Raw genomic sequence first — 15,415 nt, 5'->3', positions numbered from 1 at the left:
ATGACGGCGTCGGGTGCCCGGCGCGGGCGGCGCGCCGCCGGGCACGACACCCGGGCGCTGATCCTCGCCGCGGCCCGCCGCCGGTTCGCCGCCGACGGGTTCGACGGTGCCACGGTGCGCGCCATCGCCGCCGAGGCCGGGGTCGATCCCGCCATGATCAATCACCACTTCGGCGGCAAGGAGCCGCTCTTCATCGCCTCCGTCGAGGCGCCCTTCGACCCCGCGCAGTACGTCCGGTCGGTACGGCCGGAGGTCGCCGACGGTCTTGCCGCCCGCCTGCTGTCCACCCTGCTGCCGGTGTGGGACTCTCCGGCCGGTGCCGCCGCCGTCGGCCTGTTCCGCTCCGGTCTGCACCGCGACTGGGGCGTGTCGCTGTTGCGCCAGTTCATCCAGCGGCGGGCGCTCACCCCGATCGTGGAGCATCTGCCCGGCGACGACGACGAGCGGGCGCTGCGGGCGTCCCTGGTCGCGAGCCAGATCGCCGGGCTGCTCCTCACGCGGTACGTGATCAAGCTCGAGCCGATCGCCTCGATGCGACACGAGCAGGTGGTCGCCCTGATCGCGCCCAACCTCCAGCGCTACCTCACCGGCCCGCTGACGTGACCGGTCCCGAGCCCGACGGCTTGCCGCGCGTGGTCGTGGCCCCGGACAAGTTCAAGGGCACGCTCACCGCGGTGCAGGCCGCCGAGGCGATCGCCGACGGCGTGCGGGAGGTCTGGCCGGGGGCGCGGATCGCGCTGGTCCCGCTGGCCGACGGCGGGGAGGGGACGGTCGAGGCGGCGCTGGCGGCCGGCGCCCAGGAGCGGCGCACCGAGGTCCACGGCCCGCTGGGCGAGCCGGTGACCGCACGGTGGGCACTGGTGCCCGGCAGTGCCGGTGCGTCGGGCACCGCAGTGATCGAGTCCGCCGAGGCCAGCGGGCTCGCCCACGTCGAGCCGACCCCGGCCACCGCCCGGGCCGCCCACAGCGGTGGGGTGGGGGAACTCATCGCGGCCGCCCTCGACGCCGGCGCCGCGGACGTCGTCGTCGGGCTCGGGGGCTCCGCCATGACGGACGGCGGTTCCGGTGCCCTCCGCGCGCTCGGCCTGTCCGTGCTCGCCCCCGACGGCGCCCCGGTCCCGCTCGGCGGGGCGGGCCTGCTCACGGCCGAGCGGCTCGACGTCACCGGACTGGACACGCGACTGGCAGGCGTGCGGCTGCGGCTGGCGGTCGACGTCCGGAATCCCCTGACCGGACCGGAGGGGGCGGCCCACGTCTTCGCCGGCCAGAAGGGCGCGGACGCGGCCACCCGGCGTGAGCTCGACGCCGCCCTGCGGCACTGGGCGGAGCTGCTGGACGGCGCCCCCGGAGTGCGGCCGTTCCGCGTCCCGGGCGCGGGCGCCGCGGGCGGCTTCCCCGCCGGGTTCCTCGCGCTGACGCCGGCCCGCCTGGAGAGCGGCTTCGACCTCGTCGCCGACCTGGTCGACCTGCGCGGCCGGCTCGCCGGCGCGGACCTGCTCATCGTGGGCGAGGGCTCCCTGGACGCTCAGTCGCTCGCGGGCAAGGCGCCCGTCGCGGCCGCCGCCCTGGCGGCGGGTCTCGGTGTTCCCGTCGTCGCGGTGGCCGGCCGCGTGACCGTGCCCGGACCCGACCTGGCCGCCGCCGGCATCCGGTCGGCCGCATCGCTCGTCGACGTCGCCCCGACCCCCGACCGGGCGCTGGCCGACGCGGCGACGTGGGCGGCCCACGCCACCGCGGGCCTGCTCCGCCGGCTTCCTAGGCCGGGTGGGTCACCGGCGCGCTGAAGGTCCACGGCGCCCGGGGCAGGCCGGCCGGGTCGAACGCGGCGAGCAGGCCGGCCGCGGAACGGACGCCGGGCAGGCCGAGCGAGTCGGCGATCAGGCCGAGGACGTCCGCGGCGGAATGGCCCGCCGCGACCAGCTCCCGCAGCGTCACCGCACCGTCGCGTTTGGCCAGCCGGTCGCCGGTCGGGCCGAGCACCAGGGGCACGTGGACGTACGTCGGCGGCGTCAGGCCCAGGACGGTCGCGAGGTACGCCTGCCGGGGCGAGGACGCGAGCAGGTCGTCGCCGCGGACCACCTGGTCGATGCCCATCTCCCCGTCGTCGAGCACCACCGCGAAGTTGTAGGCCACCGTCCCGTCGTTGCGGACGAGCACGAGGTCGTCGACGAGCCCGGTCCAGTCCCCGGCCAGCACGTCGTGGACGGTGAAGGCGTCGACGCCGGCACGCAGCCGCAGGGCCGGGGGCCGACCGCTCGCCCGCCGCTGCGCCCGCTCGGCGTCGTCGAGGTTCCGGCAGGTCCCGGGGTAGGCGCCCGGCGCCGCGTGCGGGGCGGACGCCGCCTCGGCGATCTCCCGGCGCGTGCAGAAGCACTCGTACACGAGGCCGCGCTCGCGCAGCGTCTCGAGGGCCTCGGCGTACTGCACCGCGTGGTCCGACTGGACGACGACGTCGCCGTCCCACGCGATCCCGAGCGCGGCGAGGTCCGCCAGCTGCCGCTGCGCGGATCCCGACCGGGCGCGGTCCAGGTCCTCGACCCGCAGCCGGAACCGCCGGCCCGTCGCCCGGGCGAACATCCACGCGAGCAGCGCGGTCCGCAGATTGCCGACGTGCAGATCGCCGCTGGGGGAGGGGGCGTACCGGCCGGCTGAATCCACCCGCCCACCCTACTGACCGCGCTCCCGACGGACGTCGCCGTCCCGATGCCGAGGTCACGATCCGGGACCAGGAGTATCCCTCTATCCGCGCCGACCCGGCGTCCCTACGATCGAGTCACCGATGCGTCATGCACGGGGTGTGACGCCGGGATCGGCGGCCGTTGGGGGTCGCCGGAGGAGGTAGTCATGAAGAGGACGCGATCGGTCATCGCCGCGCTGGCGCTGGCCGGTTCGTTGCTGGTGGTCCCGTCGACGGCGACGGCGGCCACGACGACGGCGGCGCCCTGGTGCGGAATCACCTGGGGCTCCACGCCGAAGGGAACGCTGCCGTGGACGTCGGCCAGCCTGACGGGCGTGCGCGCCGGTCAGCACGACTGCTACGACCGGCTGGTGTTCGATGTGCAGGGCTCCACCGTGGGCTTCCGGGTGCAGTACGTCAACCAGGTGCTCAAGCAGGGGTCCGGGCTGCCGCTGAGCCTGCGCGGTGGCGCCTACCTGGACGTCACGATCAACGCGTCGGGCGCGAGCTCGTCGCTGAACCGCAGTTCCGAGATGGTGAACGTCAGCGGGTACCAGACGCTGCGCCAGGTCGCCTGGGGCGGCAGCTTCGAGGGCCAGACGACGGTCGGGATCGGTGTCCGGGCGCGGCTGCCCATGCGGGCGTTCGTGATCAACGACGGGACCAGGAGCCGGCTGGTCGTCGACGTCGCCCACCGGTGGTGAGTGACGGCGCACGACGGAAGGGATGACGGATGCCGCGGCCGGGGGGCCGCGGCATCCGCGCTGTCCGGCCACCCGTAGGCTGGGTGGATGGACGACCGACCCCACGTGCTCATCACCGGCGGGACCCGCGGCATCGGCCGGGCCGTCGCCGAGCAGCTCGCCGCGACCCACCACCTGATGATCGGCGGCCGGGATCGCGACCGTACGGCCGAGGCCGCCGCGGCGTATCCGTCGGCGGAGCCCTTCGTCGCGGACCTGACGTCGGAGCAGGACGTCGCCGCGGCCGCCGGGCGGATCGACCGGCTGGACGCCCTCGTCCACTCGGCGGGCATCACCTCGCTCGGCACCGTCGAGGAGCTCACGCGACAGACCTGGCGCGAGGTGCTCGAGGTCAACGTCGTCGCCGTCGCGGACCTGACGAGCCGGCTGCTGCCGGCCCTGCGCCGTGCCCGCGGTCAGGTCGTGCTGATCAACTCCGGCTCCGGGTTCTTCACCAATCCCGGCAACAGTGTCTACAGCGCCAGCAAGTTCGCTCTCCGCGCCTTCGCCGACACCCTGCGGGAGGAGGAACGCCGGCACGGCATCCGAGTCACCTCCCTGCACCCGGGCAAGGTGGACACCGACATGCAGCGCCAGATCGTCGAGCACCAGGGCGAGGCGTACCGGACCGACGCCTACCTCACCCCGCAGTCCGTGGCCCGTGCCGTCGTCTTCGCCCTCACCGCGACCCCGGAGGCGCAGGTCGAGTCGCTCAGCGTCCGCCCGATGACCCGGTAGGCCCGACCGGGCGGACCCCGATCCCGCGCGCGTACAGTGAGGACGATGGCCGGCCGCGACGACTTCTCCCTGCGCCGCTTCGTCGTTCCCGTGTTCGGCCCGTCGGTGCTCTTCGCCGTCGGCGAGGGCGCCATCCTGCCCGTCGTCCCGCTCACCGCCCGGGACCTCGGCGGCTCCGTCGCGGTCGCGGCGCTGATCGTCACGCTGATCGGCATCGGGTCACTGCTGAGCAACATCCCTGCGTCGATCGTGACGGCGCGGATCGGGGAGCGATGGGCGATCGTCGCCGCCGCCGCCCTGTGCGCGATCGGCATGCTGCTGGCGCTGCTCGCCCCGAATCTCGCCGTACTGGCCGTCGCCGTCTTCCTCATCGGGTCCTCGGCCGCGGTGTTCAATCTCGCCCGGCAGCTGTACCTGACCGTCATGGTCGAGCCGCGATACCGGGCCCGCGCCCTCTCCAGCCTCGGCGGCTCGATGCGGATCGGCCTGTTCATCGGTCCGTTCGTGGGAGCCGCGGTCATGCACCTGACCGGCCTGGGCGGTGCCTACGTCGTCGGCGTCGTCGCGCTCGTCATCGCCGGCGCCATCGCCCTGTCCATGCCGGACCCACCGCTGCCCACCCGCTCCCTGCCGGTGATCACGACGGACGAGACGGCGGGCGGAACGGCCGCGGCCGGCCCCCGCGCCGAGCAGCCGGAGCGTCGCCCGGTGACGATCAGGTCCGTGCTGCGCAGCCACCGGCGGATCTACGCGACGGTCGGGGTGGCCGTGGTCTTCGTCGCCGCGGTGCGCCAGGCCCGGCAGGTCGTCATCCCGCTCTGGGCGGAGGGCCTGGGCCTGGACCCGTCCGCCACCTCGCTGGTCTACGGAATCTCCGGGGCCGTCGACATGCTCGTCTTCTACCCGGCCGGGAAGGTGATGGACACCCGAGGCCGGCTCGCGGTGGCGGCGCCCAGCATGCTCATCATGGGCGTGGCCCTGCTGCTCTGCCCGCTCACGACGGCGACCGGGCCCTTCCTGCTGGTCGCGGTGCTGCTGGGATTCGGCAACGGCATCGGGTCGGGGCTGGTGATGACCCTGGGCGCCGACTACTCTCCGCCCGACGGGCGCGTGCAGTTCCTCGGCGTGTGGCGATTCATGGCCGACGCGGGAGCGACGGCCGGCCCGCTCGTGCTCTCCGCCGTGACCGATGCGGTCTCGCTCGCCTCCGGGGTGGCCGCGACCGGTGCCCTGGGGCTGATCGCCGCCGCCCTGTTCGTGCTCTTCCTGCCGCGGGTCAGGCCGATCCGGGCGTGACGTCGGCGAGCCGGTAGAACGCCGCCGCGTTGTCCCACCGGACGGCTCGCCGGTGCTCCTCGCCCACGGCGCGGTCGATGAGGTCGAGGTCCGTGTCGACGAACGGGCGGCGGGCCCGGGTGGAGGGCAGGTCGGTCCCGGCCATCAGGGCCGTGGGGTCGACGGACAGGATCGCCGCGATCGCCTTCGCCGGGTCCAGGTCCACCCGGCCGAACCCGGTGGCCTTGACGCGGGCGCCGTGCTCGACGGCGGCCAGCAGGTGCGGCAGACCGTCGCGGTGCAGCCCGAGGTGATCGATGCCGACCGCCGGCAGGCGCCGCAGCACCGGCAGCAGGTCGGGCAGGGCGCGGGCGTCGAGGTAGAGCTCGGCGTGCCAGCCGGCCACGTCGTGCACCCGACGCGCGAGCGGCTCCAGGGCCGTGAGGGCGGCCGACCCACCGCGGCGGACGTTGAAGCGCACGGCCCGCACCCCGGCGGCGTCGAGGCGGATGATCTCGGCGTCGGTCACCGTCTCCGGAAGCTGGGTGACCCCGACGAAGCCGGGGCCCAGTCGGGCGAGGGCGTCGATCAGGTAGGTCTGGTCGAATCCCTGGAAGGAGCCGGAGACGACGGCACCACCGCGCACGTCGAGTCCGGCGACCCGCCGCCGGTAGGCCGTGACGGGGAAGGGGCCCGGCAGATAGCCGTCGTTGGCGATCAGCGGGAACGCGGGGTCGACGACGTGCAGGTGCGCGTCGAAGAGGCGGCTCACTCGAGCACGGAGCGGCGGCCGAGCGCCAGGGTGAGCCCGGCGAAGACCGCGGACGCCGCGGCCGTCTCGAACAACAGCCCGGCCCACAGGTTGCCGCCGGTCCCGGCGATCGCGTCCGGGATCACGCCCGTATACAGCAGCCCGGACACGCAGAGGGCGACGGTGGCGACGCCGAGCAGGACGAGTCCGGCGATCCGGGCCTGATGGGCGACGGCGCGTTCGCGAACGGCGCTCCCCGCTCCACCCCGCCGCCGACGTCGAGCGGTGCGGGGGTCGGTCAGGGCGGTCGCCGCGAGGGTCCAGGCGCCCACGACCGCCACGGCGGAGACGACGTCCGCGGGCCGGTGCCAGTAGCTGACCAGGGTGGACCCGGCGACGAGGGCGGTGAACGCGGCACCGGCGACGCCGAACACCGGGCGCCACTCCCGGGGCACCGCGAGCAGCAGCGCCGCGGCGGCGGCGCCCGCCGCCGTCGTGTGGCCGGACGGCAGGGAGTTCAGGGTCAGGGTGTCCAGCCCGAGGTCGGGACGCTCGAACACGGCGTACTTGAGCAGCTGCGTGCTCAGCACCGCGCCGGCCACGGTCACGACGATCGCGATCAGCACGGCCCAGCGTCGTCGTACCGCCGCGATCAGCACCGCCAGCGCGATCAGCACGCCGGTGATGAGGAACCACGGCAGCGTCTGCAGCCACACGGCCGCGGGGGCGTCCGCGGTGTGCAGGCGCTGGGCGCTGGTCAGGGCGGCCTCGTCGAGCTGCTGCCCGAGGACGGTGCGGACGAAGAAGGCGTACACGGCGAAGACGGCGACCGCGCACACGACCGCCCCGGTCCACAGGGCGGCCACCGGCAGGGTCGGAGTGGCGGAGGGCCGCCGGCCACCGGTGCGGGCGCGGTTGCGGGTCAGTTCGGACAGACTCATCGGAGCCATTCTTCCATCCGTGCCGCCACCGGCGCCCGCGCTCCCGGATGGGGGTTGCCGGTGGATACGCTGAACGGATGAGCGATGCGCTGCCCCCGGGCCGTCCCGCCGGGCCCGTCGGACCGGACGCTGCGCCCGGTCCGACGGGCGCCGCCGTGCCGCCCGTCGGGCCCGCCCTCCTGCCGCCGCTGGCGGTGCTGCAGGACGCGGCCCGGGTGGTCAGCGTGCCGATGCGCGTCCGGTTCCGCGCCACCGAGAACCGGGAGGTCCTGCTGCTGCGCGGCCCGGCCGGCTGGGGCGAGTTCGGTCCGTTCCCCGAGTACGACGACGCCGAGGCCGCCGCGTGGCTCGCCGCGGGCATCGAGGCCGCCTGGACCGGGTACCCGGCGCCGCTGCGGGACCGGGTGGCGGTCAACGCCACCGTCCCGGCCGTCGCCGCCGATCGGGTGCCCGACGTGCTCGCCGGGTTCGGTCACGTCGGCACCGTGAAGATCAAGGTCGCCGAGCGAGGCCAGGGGCTCGAGGACGACGTCGCCCGGGTCGCCGCCGTGCGTCGCGCGCTGCCGGAGGCCGCCCTGCGGGTCGACGCCAACGCGGGCTGGACGCACGCCGCGGCGGTCGAGGCGCTGACCGCGTTGGGCCCGGTCGGGCTGCAGTACGCGGAGCAGCCCGTGGCCGGCATCGACGGTCTCGCCCGGCTGCGGGAGGCGCTGCGGTCCCGCGGGGTCGGCACACCGATCGCCGCGGACGAGAGCGTGCGCCGGGCCGACGACCCGCTGCGGGTCGCCCGCGCCGGGGCCGGCGACCTCATCGTGGTGAAGGCCGCCCCGCTGGGCGGCGTCCGGCGCGCGCTCGCCGTCGTCGCCGCCGCGGGGCTGCCGGCCGTCGTCTCCAGCGCCCTGGACACCAGCGTCGGCATCCGCGGCGGCGTCGCCCTGGCCGCCGCCCTGCCCGACCTGCCCTTCGCCTGCGGCCTCGGCACGGTCGCGCTGATGGCCGACGACGTCGTCACCGACCCGCTCCGCCCGGTCGACGGGTACCTGGACGTCCGTGACGTGGAACCCGACCCGGAGCGGTTGGAGGCGCTCGCGGCCGGCCCGGAGCGCGAGCGGTGGTGGCGGGACCGGCTCACCCGGGTGCACGCCGTGCTCGCCGCCCGCGGCTGAGCACGGCCCTGCCGGACCGTCCGCGTGGCCGGTTCCCACCGGCCACCCCGTGTTCACCCGGCCGTCACCTGTCCGTGGGGCCGTGCTGGCCGTGCGCTGGCAGCGTTGCCGCCCGGGGGCATCACTTTCGCACGAGCCGACGAGGGATCACGATGACCGAGACCACGCGCACACCGCTGTCGCTCCTGCCCATGTACGGGCACACCCGGGGCAAGCGCAGCCCCGTGACCTGTCACTTCAAGTGCGGGAACGCCTGCCTGGGGGAGACCTGCAACACCACGGACAACGAGTACTTCCGCGACGTCGCCGCCGCCGCGCTGAGCCGCCGCAACGTGCTCGGCCTCGGCGCGGCCGGCGCCGTCCTCGTCGCCGCGGGGTCCGCAGCGGCGCCGGCGGCAGCGGCACCCGCCCCCGCGGCCGTGCCCGCGGGCCACGGCTACGGTCCCGGCCAGGGCGCCGGCAGCCGGCTGCCGTTCGCCACGATCACCCCGGTCGACAAGACCGTCGACGCGTTCACGGTCCCCGCCGGCTACACGTGGTCCCCGATCATCCGCTGGGGCGATCCGCTGTTCGCCGACGCCCCGGCCTTCGACCTGCAGCGCCAGACCCCGGCCGCGCAGAAGCGGCAGTTCGGCTACAACAACGACTACACCGACATCATCGTCGACCAGGGCAGCGGCCGGACCGGCATCCTCGTGTGCAACCAGGAGTACGTGAACCCGGGCATCATGTTCCCGGCCACCACGGACCCGGCGCAGCAGGCCCGCAACCGGGCGATCGCCCGCGCCGCCCACGGGATGTCGGTCGTGGAGCTGCGGCGCCGCCGGAAGGGCCAACCGTGGACCTACACGGTGGGTGGCCGTCGCAACCGGCGCATCGACGCGGACACGACCTTCGCGTTCGACGGTCCCGCCGCGGGCTCCGCGTTGCTGCGCACCGTCGAGCACCGCGACGGCCGCACGACCCGCGGCACCATCGGCAACTGCTCGGGCGGCACCACGCCGTGGGGCACGGTGCTCTCCGGCGAGGAGAACTTCAACGGCTACTTCCGCACGCCGGGCACCTCGACCGAGGACAAGCGGTACGGGCTGGCGGACAAGCCGAGCACGTACGGCTGGGAGGCCGACGAGAAGCGGTGGGACACCCGCAACCCCGGCTACGAGAACGCGTCGAACCACTTCGGCTGGATCGTGGAGATCGACCCCCAGAACCCGGGGTCCCGGCCGGTCAAGCACACCGCGATGGGCCGCTTCAAGCACGAGGGCGCCAACGTGCGGGTCGACGACCGGGGTCGCGTCGTGGCCTACATGGGCGACGACGAGCGGTTCGACTACCTGTACAAGTTCGTCTCGCGCCGGACGATCTCCCGGAACCGGGCCGAGAACCTGGGGCTGCTCTCCGACGGCGACCTGTTCGTCGCGAAGTTCCGGGGGGACAGCCCCGCGCCGCAGATCGACGGCAGCGGGACGCTGCCGGCGGACGGCCAGTTCGACGGCACCGGCATGTGGCTGCCGCTCGTGCTCCACGGGAGGTCCATGGTCGACGGCATGAGCGTCGATGAGGTGCTCGTGCACACACGGCTGGCCGCCGACAAGGTCGGCGCGACCAAGATGGACCGCTGCGAGGACGTCCAGCCCAACCCCCTGACCGGCCGGGTGTACGTCGCGTGCACCAACAACACGGACCGGGGCAAGGCGGGCAAGGCCGGCCCGGACGAGGCCAACCCGCGGAACGCGAACAAGGACGGGCACATCGTCGAGATCTCCGAGAGCAGGAACCGGGCCGACGCCACCACGTTCACCTGGAACCTGCTGCTCGTCTGCGGCGACCCCGCGGATCCGACGACGCAGACGTACTTCGCCGGGTTCCCGAAGGACAAGGTGTCCCCGATCTCCTGCCCCGACAACGTGGCGTTCGACTCCGGCGGCAACCTGTGGATCTCCACCGACGGGGCCCCGTCGACCATCGGCTACAACGACGGGCTGTTCAAGGTGGCCCTCGGGGGCCGGGAGCGCGGCCGCGTGCAGCAGTTCCTGTCGGTGCCGACCGAGGCGGAGACCTGCGGTCCCGTGATCCACGACCGGGAGGGCATGGTCTACGTCGCCGTGCAGCACCCGGGCGAGGAGGGTTCCTTCGCGGATCAGCACTCCTTCTTCCCGGACTACGTCCGCCCGGGCACGACGCCGCGCCGCGGCCAGGTGGCCGCTCCGCGCCCGTCGGTGGTGCAGGTGTACCGCCGCTGACCCCCCCTCCAGCCGAACCCCGGACGACCCGGCGCGCCTACCTGCGCTGCCGGGTCGTTCCGGGTGCGGACGCTGACGGGTCGTCACGGTGCGGCCGGCCGTCGCGGCATGATGGAGCGGTGACTGATGCGATGACGGTGGCCCGCGCGGTGGTGCGCCTGCTGATCGACGGCGGGGTGCGCGACGTCGTGATCTGCCCGGGTTCGCGCAGCGCCCCGCTGGCGTACGCGCTGGCCGAGGTCGCGACGCCGGTCGACTCGCCCGCCGTCCCGCACGGCCGGCTGCGGCTGCACGTGCGGATCGACGAACGGTCCGCCGGCTTCACGGCCCTCGGGCTGGCGCGTGGCACCGGCGTCCCGGCGGCCGTGGTGACCACCAGCGGCACCGCCGTCGGGAACCTGATGCCCGCGGTGATGGAGGCGAACCACAGCGCCGTGCCGCTGCTCGTGCTCAGCGCCGACCGTCCCGAGGAACTGCGCGGCACGGGCGCGAATCAGACCACCCGGCAGGCGGGGCTGTTCGGGGTGCACGTGCGCGAGGCGATCGACGTGCCCGCCGACGACGTGGCTGCCGCGCTCGACGCCGCCGGCCGGGTGCTGTCGGCCGCGAACGGTCTGCTCCCGCCGAGCGACCCGGCGTTCTCCTTCGCCCCGGTCGCGGCGCCGGGCCCGGTCCAGCTCAACCTCGCGTTCCGGGACCCGCTCGTGCCGGCGGAGGACCCGGTGGCGGTCGGCGGCGCGACGACATCGACCGCGCACGCCTCGACTCCGACGATCACGACGGACGCTGCCGGGACGCCCCGCACCGGACCGTCCGCCCTGGTGCCGTCCGCCACTACGGCGACCCACCGCACCGTCGTCGTCGCCGGGGACGGTGCCGGACCGGAGGCCGCCCTCTTCGCCGGGGGGCTGGGCCTGCCGCTGCTCGCCGAACCCTCCTCGAACGCGCGGCACGGCGTCACGTCCGTCGCCGCCTACCGGCTGCTGCTGCCGCACATGCTGGACCGGGTGGAGCGGGTGGTGCTGTTCGGCCGGCCCACGCTCAGCCGGCCGGTGGCCGCGCTGCTGAACCGCCCAGAGGTCGAGACCGCCCTCTTCGCCCCGGCCCCGGTCGCCTGGTTCGACCCGGGCCGCCGCCGCGAGCGGGTGATCGCCGACGGCGCCGAACTGGCCGAGTTCGCCGGGGCCGGCCCGGACGGCTGGGCCGCCGACTGGCAGGAAGCCGGCGGACGCCTGGCCGGTCGGCTCGTCGAGATCGCCGCGGCCGACGCCCGGGACGGGCACGGCGTCAACGGCCCCCTGCTGGCCGCGCGGCTGTGGCCGGCCACGGACGACATCCTCGTCGCCGGGTCCTCCAACCCCATCCGCGACCTCGACCTGATGGCCCCGGTCGCCGGACCCGGACCGCAGCGGGTGATCGCCAACCGCGGCGTCGCCGGCATCGACGGCACCATCTCCACCGTGTCCGGCGTCGCGCTCGGCACCGGCCGGCCGGTGCGGGTGCTGCTCGGGGACGTGACCTACCTGCACGACGCCACCGGCTGGTACCTCGGGGCGGGGGAGCCCGAGCCGGACCTGCAGGCGGTCGTCCTCAACGATGCCGGGGGAGCGATCTTCGGGCTGCTCGAGCACGGCCGGGTGGCCCGGCGGCCGGGCTGGACGAGCGCCGTCGAGCGACTCTTCGGCACCCCGCAGCAGGTCCACCTGGCATCCCTCGCCGCCGCCTACGGGGTCCGATACCAGCGCGTCGCGGAACTCGAGGCCCTCGACGCCGCCCTCGCGGCGCCGATTCGCGGCCGCAGCGTGATCGAGGTGGTCGCCGACCGGACCCGGCTCGCGGACCTGCACGCGTCGTTCGCGGCCGCGGCGGCCGACGTCGTCGGCTGACCGGCCCGCCGAGAGACGACACGGCGTCCCCGTCCCGGAGGCAACGCCTGTCCCCGAGGGCGTCCGGCATGTCCGGGAAGCGTGCGGCCGTACCGCGAACGCACGACGCCCCCCGGACCGAACGGGTTTCCGGGGGGCGTCGCGCCAGCGAGCCTGCCTCAGAGCACCTTGGAGAGGAACTCCTGGGTGCGCGGGTTCTTCGGGTTGCCGAGCACCTCACGGGGGTGGCCGGACTCGACGACGGCGCCCTGGTCCATGAACACGAGGGTGTCGCCGACCTCGCGGGCGAAGCCCATCTCGTGGGTCACGACCATCATGGTCATGCCGGACCGGGCGAGATCCTTCATCACCTCGAGCACGTCGCCGACCAGCTCCGGGTCGAGCGCCGAGGTGGGCTCGTCGAACAGCATCAGCTCGGGCTCCATGGCCAGCGCCCGGGCGATCGCCACGCGCTGCTGCTGGCCCCCGGAGAGCTGCGAGGGGTAGTGCCCGGCCCGCTCGGCCAGCCCGACCCGGTCGAGCAGCTCGTGCGCCCGCTTGACCGCGTCGCCCTTCTTCACGCCCTTGACCTGGACGGGCGCTTCGATGACGTTCTGCAGCGCGGTCATGTGCGGGAACAGGTTGAACCGCTGGAACACCATGCCGACCTCGCGGCGCTGGGCCGCGATCTGCCGCGGGGTGAGGTCGTGCAGCCGGCCCCCGTGCTCGCGATAGCCGATCAGCTCGTCGCCGATGAAGATCCGGCCGGCGCTGATCGTCTCGAGCTGATTCACGCAGCGCAGCACGGTCGACTTGCCGGAACCGGACGGACCGACGACGACGCACACCTCGCCGCGGTTGACCGTCAGGTCGATGCCCCGCAGCACGTGGTGGTCGCCGAAGAACTTGTGCAGGCCCTCGATCCGCACCAGGGGGTGGGCGCGGCGCTCCGCGGTGGGAGCGGTCCCGGTGGTCTGGCTCGTCATCGTCCGTCGCCTCCTGCGCCGCGGTTGCCGGGGAGATCGCCCTCGCCGGTGCGCGACCGGACGGCGGCGTCGTCGGAGGCCGTGTCGTGCGCCGCCGGCTGCACCCGGACGGGGGCCGGGGAGTCGGCGTCCACACCGCGCCCGAAGTGTCGCTCGATGTAGTACTGGCCGACCATGAGGATGCTCGTGATCACGAGGTACCAGAGGGCCGCCACGATGAGCAGCGGGATCGGCAGGTAGATGCGGTTGGCGATGGCGTTGGTCGTGAAGGTCAGGTCGAGGGAGAACGGCACGGCCAGCACGAGCGACGTCGTCTTGAGCATGCCGATGGTCTCGTTGCCGGTGGGCGGCACGATCACCCGCATGGCCTGGGGAAGCACGATGCGCCGCATGATCACGGACTTGCGCATGCCCAGCGCCTCGGCGGCCTCCTCCTGCCCGGAGTCGACGGACTTCAGGCCGGCACGGAAGATCTCCGCCAGGTACGCCGACTCGTTCAGCGCCAGGCCGAGCGTGGCCGGCCAGAAGTAGGTGCCCACCAGGTCGGACGTGTTGATCGAGAAGAACTCCGGCCCGAAGGGGATGCCGAGGGCGATCTTCGGGTACAGCGTCGCCACCAGGCCCCAGAACACCAGCTGGGTGTAGACGGGAGTGCCGCGGAAGAACCACACCCACACCCAGCTGACGTAGCGGAACAGTGGGTTGTCCGACTGCCGCATCAGCGCCAGCGTGATCGCGAGGACGATCGCGATGGCCATGGACAGCACGGTCAGCAGCAGCGTCCAGCCGACGCCCTGGATGACGCGCACGTCCAGGAGGTACTTGGCGACGACGTCCCAGCGGTAGTTCTGATTCGTCACGAGGCTCTGCGCCAGCAGAGCCACGCACAGGAGGACGACGGCGGCGCCCACCCACCGCCACGGGTGGCGGACGGGGACGGCGCGGATCAGTTCCGGCCGGTCGCCGGAACCGCCGACGGACGACGCGGACGCGGCCCTCGCGCCGGACCGCTGTGCTGGGGCACCCTCGCTCACGACTGCGCCGGGTTCAGCTCTGAGGTCGTGACGGCGCCGTCGGCGTTGTTCCAGGACTCGAGGATCTTCTGGTAGCTGCCGTCGTCGATGAGGCTCTGCATGGTCTTCTGCACGAGCTGGGCCGTCGCGGTGTCGGACTTCTTGACCGTGATGGCCTGCGGCGCGGCGTCGTACACGTCGCCGAGCTTCTCCAGCTGGTCGTTGGTCTGGGTCAGCGCGTAGTTGATGATCGGCGAGTCGGCGGCCATCGCGTCGATGCTGCCGTTGACCAGCCGGGTGGTGACGTCGGTCTGGTTCTCCAGCGACACGATGGAGATCGCGTCCTTGCCGTCGGCCTTGCACTTGGCGCTGCGGTCGGAGAGGTCCGGCTCCTCCTGCACGGTGCCCGTCTGCACGCCCACGGTCTTGCCGCAGATGTCGTCGAGGGAGATGCCCTTCGGGTTGCCCTTCTTGACCGCCCACTGGGTGCCGGCCTTGAAGTAGGACACCATGTTCACGGCCTTGAGCCGCTCGGGGTTGATCGTGAAGGAGGAGATGCCGAGGTCGTACTTGGTGCCCAGCCCCGGGAGGATCGACGGGAACTTGGCGGTCTGGACGGTCACCTTCAGGCCGAGCTTCGCGCCGATGGCCTTGGCGAAGTCGATGTCGTAGCCCTGCGCCGTCTGGTTGTCGTCCTTGAGGAACTCGGCCGGGGCGTAGGAGGTGTCCGAGCCGATGGTCAGGGTGCCCTTCGACTTCAGCGCGGCGGGGACCTGCGCGGCGAGCGCGTCGTCCTTCGCGATGGTCGTCGGGTCGAAGCTGGCCACCGACCCGCCGGAGGCGTTCGTGGCCGGAGCGGCGGGGGTGTCGCTGTTGGCGCAGCCGGCCACGGTCGTCAGGACCGTGAGGGCGAGGGCAGAAGCGAGCAGTCGTGAGCGCAAGGCGTCCTCCTGTGAACGGGCAGGCAGCGGGCAGGCAACGGTGCGGTGACGAACGGCGTCGATGCGCATGCTTCCA

General features: G+C 73.9%; 14 protein-coding genes. 8 read left to right on the top strand and 6 right to left on the bottom strand.

What is annotated here, in order from left to right; all coding sequences use genetic code 11:
- Positions 1 to 603, top strand: a 603-nt coding sequence (locus IEX22_RS06140; protein WP_188667427.1) for a TetR/AcrR family transcriptional regulator, incomplete at its 5' end; no start/stop codon positions are given.
- Positions 604 to 632: 29 nt separating this feature from the next.
- Positions 633 to 1,784: a glycerate kinase gene (locus IEX22_RS06135; protein WP_229659815.1), complete on the top strand. Its 1,152-nt coding sequence runs from the start codon at positions 633 to 635 to the stop codon at positions 1,782 to 1,784.
- Here IEX22_RS06135 and gluQRS read toward each other — a convergent pair.
- Positions 1,756 to 2,658 (bottom strand): tRNA glutamyl-Q(34) synthetase GluQRS, encoded by a 903-nt coding sequence (gene gluQRS / locus IEX22_RS06130; protein WP_188667423.1) that lies wholly within the window; start codon positions 2,656 to 2,658, stop codon positions 1,756 to 1,758. The genes IEX22_RS06135 and gluQRS overlap by 29 nt on opposite strands.
- 186 nt (positions 2,659 to 2,844) lie before the next feature.
- Here gluQRS and IEX22_RS06125 point away from each other — a divergent pair, with 186 nt between their 5' ends.
- From IEX22_RS06125 to IEX22_RS06115, 3 genes are all read left to right on the top strand, one after another.
- A complete protein-coding gene (locus IEX22_RS06125) occupies positions 2,845 to 3,381 on the top strand; it encodes an AMIN-like domain-containing (lipo)protein (protein WP_188667421.1) in 537 nt (178 codons plus the stop codon).
- Positions 3,382 to 3,468: 87 nt separating this feature from the next.
- Complete coding sequence (locus IEX22_RS06120; protein WP_188667419.1) at positions 3,469 to 4,158, top strand: SDR family oxidoreductase; 690 nt, start codon at positions 3,469 to 3,471, stop codon at positions 4,156 to 4,158.
- Positions 4,159 to 4,194: 36 nt separating this feature from the next.
- On the top strand, positions 4,195 to 5,454 hold the full coding sequence (locus IEX22_RS06115) for an MFS transporter (protein ID WP_438816599.1): 1,260 nt from the start codon (positions 4,195 to 4,197) through the stop codon (positions 5,452 to 5,454).
- On the opposite strand, the gene IEX22_RS06110 is transcribed toward IEX22_RS06115, so the two are convergent.
- Positions 5,435 to 6,205 (bottom strand): amidohydrolase family protein, encoded by a 771-nt coding sequence (locus IEX22_RS06110; protein ID WP_188667414.1) that lies wholly within the window; start codon positions 6,203 to 6,205, stop codon positions 5,435 to 5,437. The genes IEX22_RS06115 and IEX22_RS06110 overlap by 20 nt on opposite strands.
- Entirely contained in the window at positions 6,202 to 7,125 is a 924-nt protein-coding gene (locus IEX22_RS06105; protein WP_188667413.1) for a phosphatase PAP2 family protein, read from the bottom strand. The genes IEX22_RS06110 and IEX22_RS06105 overlap by 4 nt, the downstream gene beginning before the upstream one ends.
- Before the next feature lie 77 nt (positions 7,126 to 7,202).
- On the opposite strand from IEX22_RS06105, the gene IEX22_RS06100 reads away from it, so the two are divergent.
- The 3 genes from IEX22_RS06100 (at position 7,203) to menD (ending at position 12,420) form a co-directional block, all read left to right on the top strand.
- Positions 7,203 to 8,291 (top strand): o-succinylbenzoate synthase, encoded by a 1,089-nt coding sequence (locus IEX22_RS06100; protein ID WP_188667411.1) that lies wholly within the window; start codon positions 7,203 to 7,205, stop codon positions 8,289 to 8,291.
- Between the two features lie 152 nt (positions 8,292 to 8,443).
- Entirely contained in the window at positions 8,444 to 10,534 is a 2,091-nt protein-coding gene (locus IEX22_RS06095) for a PhoX family protein (RefSeq protein ID WP_188667409.1), read from the top strand.
- A gap of 119 nt (positions 10,535 to 10,653) precedes the next feature.
- A complete protein-coding gene (gene menD, locus IEX22_RS06090) occupies positions 10,654 to 12,420 on the top strand; it encodes a 2-succinyl-5-enolpyruvyl-6-hydroxy-3-cyclohexene-1-carboxylic-acid synthase (RefSeq protein WP_229659802.1) in 1,767 nt (588 codons plus the stop codon).
- A gap of 158 nt (positions 12,421 to 12,578) precedes the next feature.
- Here menD and IEX22_RS06085 read toward each other — a convergent pair whose 3' ends face one another.
- The 3 genes from IEX22_RS06085 to IEX22_RS06075 form a co-directional block, all read right to left on the bottom strand.
- Positions 12,579 to 13,385 (bottom strand): amino acid ABC transporter ATP-binding protein, encoded by an 807-nt coding sequence (locus IEX22_RS06085; protein ID WP_306464427.1) that lies wholly within the window; start codon positions 13,383 to 13,385, stop codon positions 12,579 to 12,581.
- Positions 13,382 to 14,335 carry an amino acid ABC transporter permease gene (locus IEX22_RS06080; protein ID WP_188667455.1) on the bottom strand — a complete coding sequence of 318 codons (954 nt, stop codon included), beginning with the start codon at positions 14,333 to 14,335 and terminating at the stop codon, positions 13,382 to 13,384. Before IEX22_RS06080 ends, IEX22_RS06085 begins: the two co-directional genes overlap by 4 nt.
- 80 nt (positions 14,336 to 14,415) lie before the next feature.
- Complete coding sequence (locus IEX22_RS06075) at positions 14,416 to 15,339, bottom strand: ABC transporter substrate-binding protein (protein ID WP_229659801.1); 924 nt, start codon at positions 15,337 to 15,339, stop codon at positions 14,416 to 14,418.
- Between the last annotated feature and the right edge of the window lie 76 nt (positions 15,340 to 15,415).

The organism is Tersicoccus solisilvae (assembly GCF_014643255.1).
Classification (GTDB): domain Bacteria; phylum Actinomycetota; class Actinomycetes; order Actinomycetales; family Micrococcaceae; genus Tersicoccus; species Tersicoccus solisilvae.
The sequence above is the reverse complement of the archived record's forward strand: the minus strand, read 5'-3'. Positions and strand labels throughout refer to the sequence as shown.

Coding starts and splice junctions, on each gene's coding strand:
- IEX22_RS06100 (WP_188667411.1), top strand. CDS start 7,203: ATGAGCGATGCGCTGCCCCCGGGCCGTCCCGCCGGGCCCGTCGGACCG.
- IEX22_RS06085 (WP_306464427.1), bottom strand. CDS start 13,385: ATGACGAGCCAGACCACCGGGACCGCTCCCACCGCGGAGCGCCGCGCC.
- IEX22_RS06120 (WP_188667419.1), top strand. CDS start 3,469: ATGGACGACCGACCCCACGTGCTCATCACCGGCGGGACCCGCGGCATC.
- IEX22_RS06105 (WP_188667413.1), bottom strand. CDS start 7,125: ATGAGTCTGTCCGAACTGACCCGCAACCGCGCCCGCACCGGTGGCCGG.
- IEX22_RS06095 (WP_188667409.1), top strand. CDS start 8,444: ATGACCGAGACCACGCGCACACCGCTGTCGCTCCTGCCCATGTACGGG.
- IEX22_RS06125 (WP_188667421.1), top strand. CDS start 2,845: ATGAAGAGGACGCGATCGGTCATCGCCGCGCTGGCGCTGGCCGGTTCG.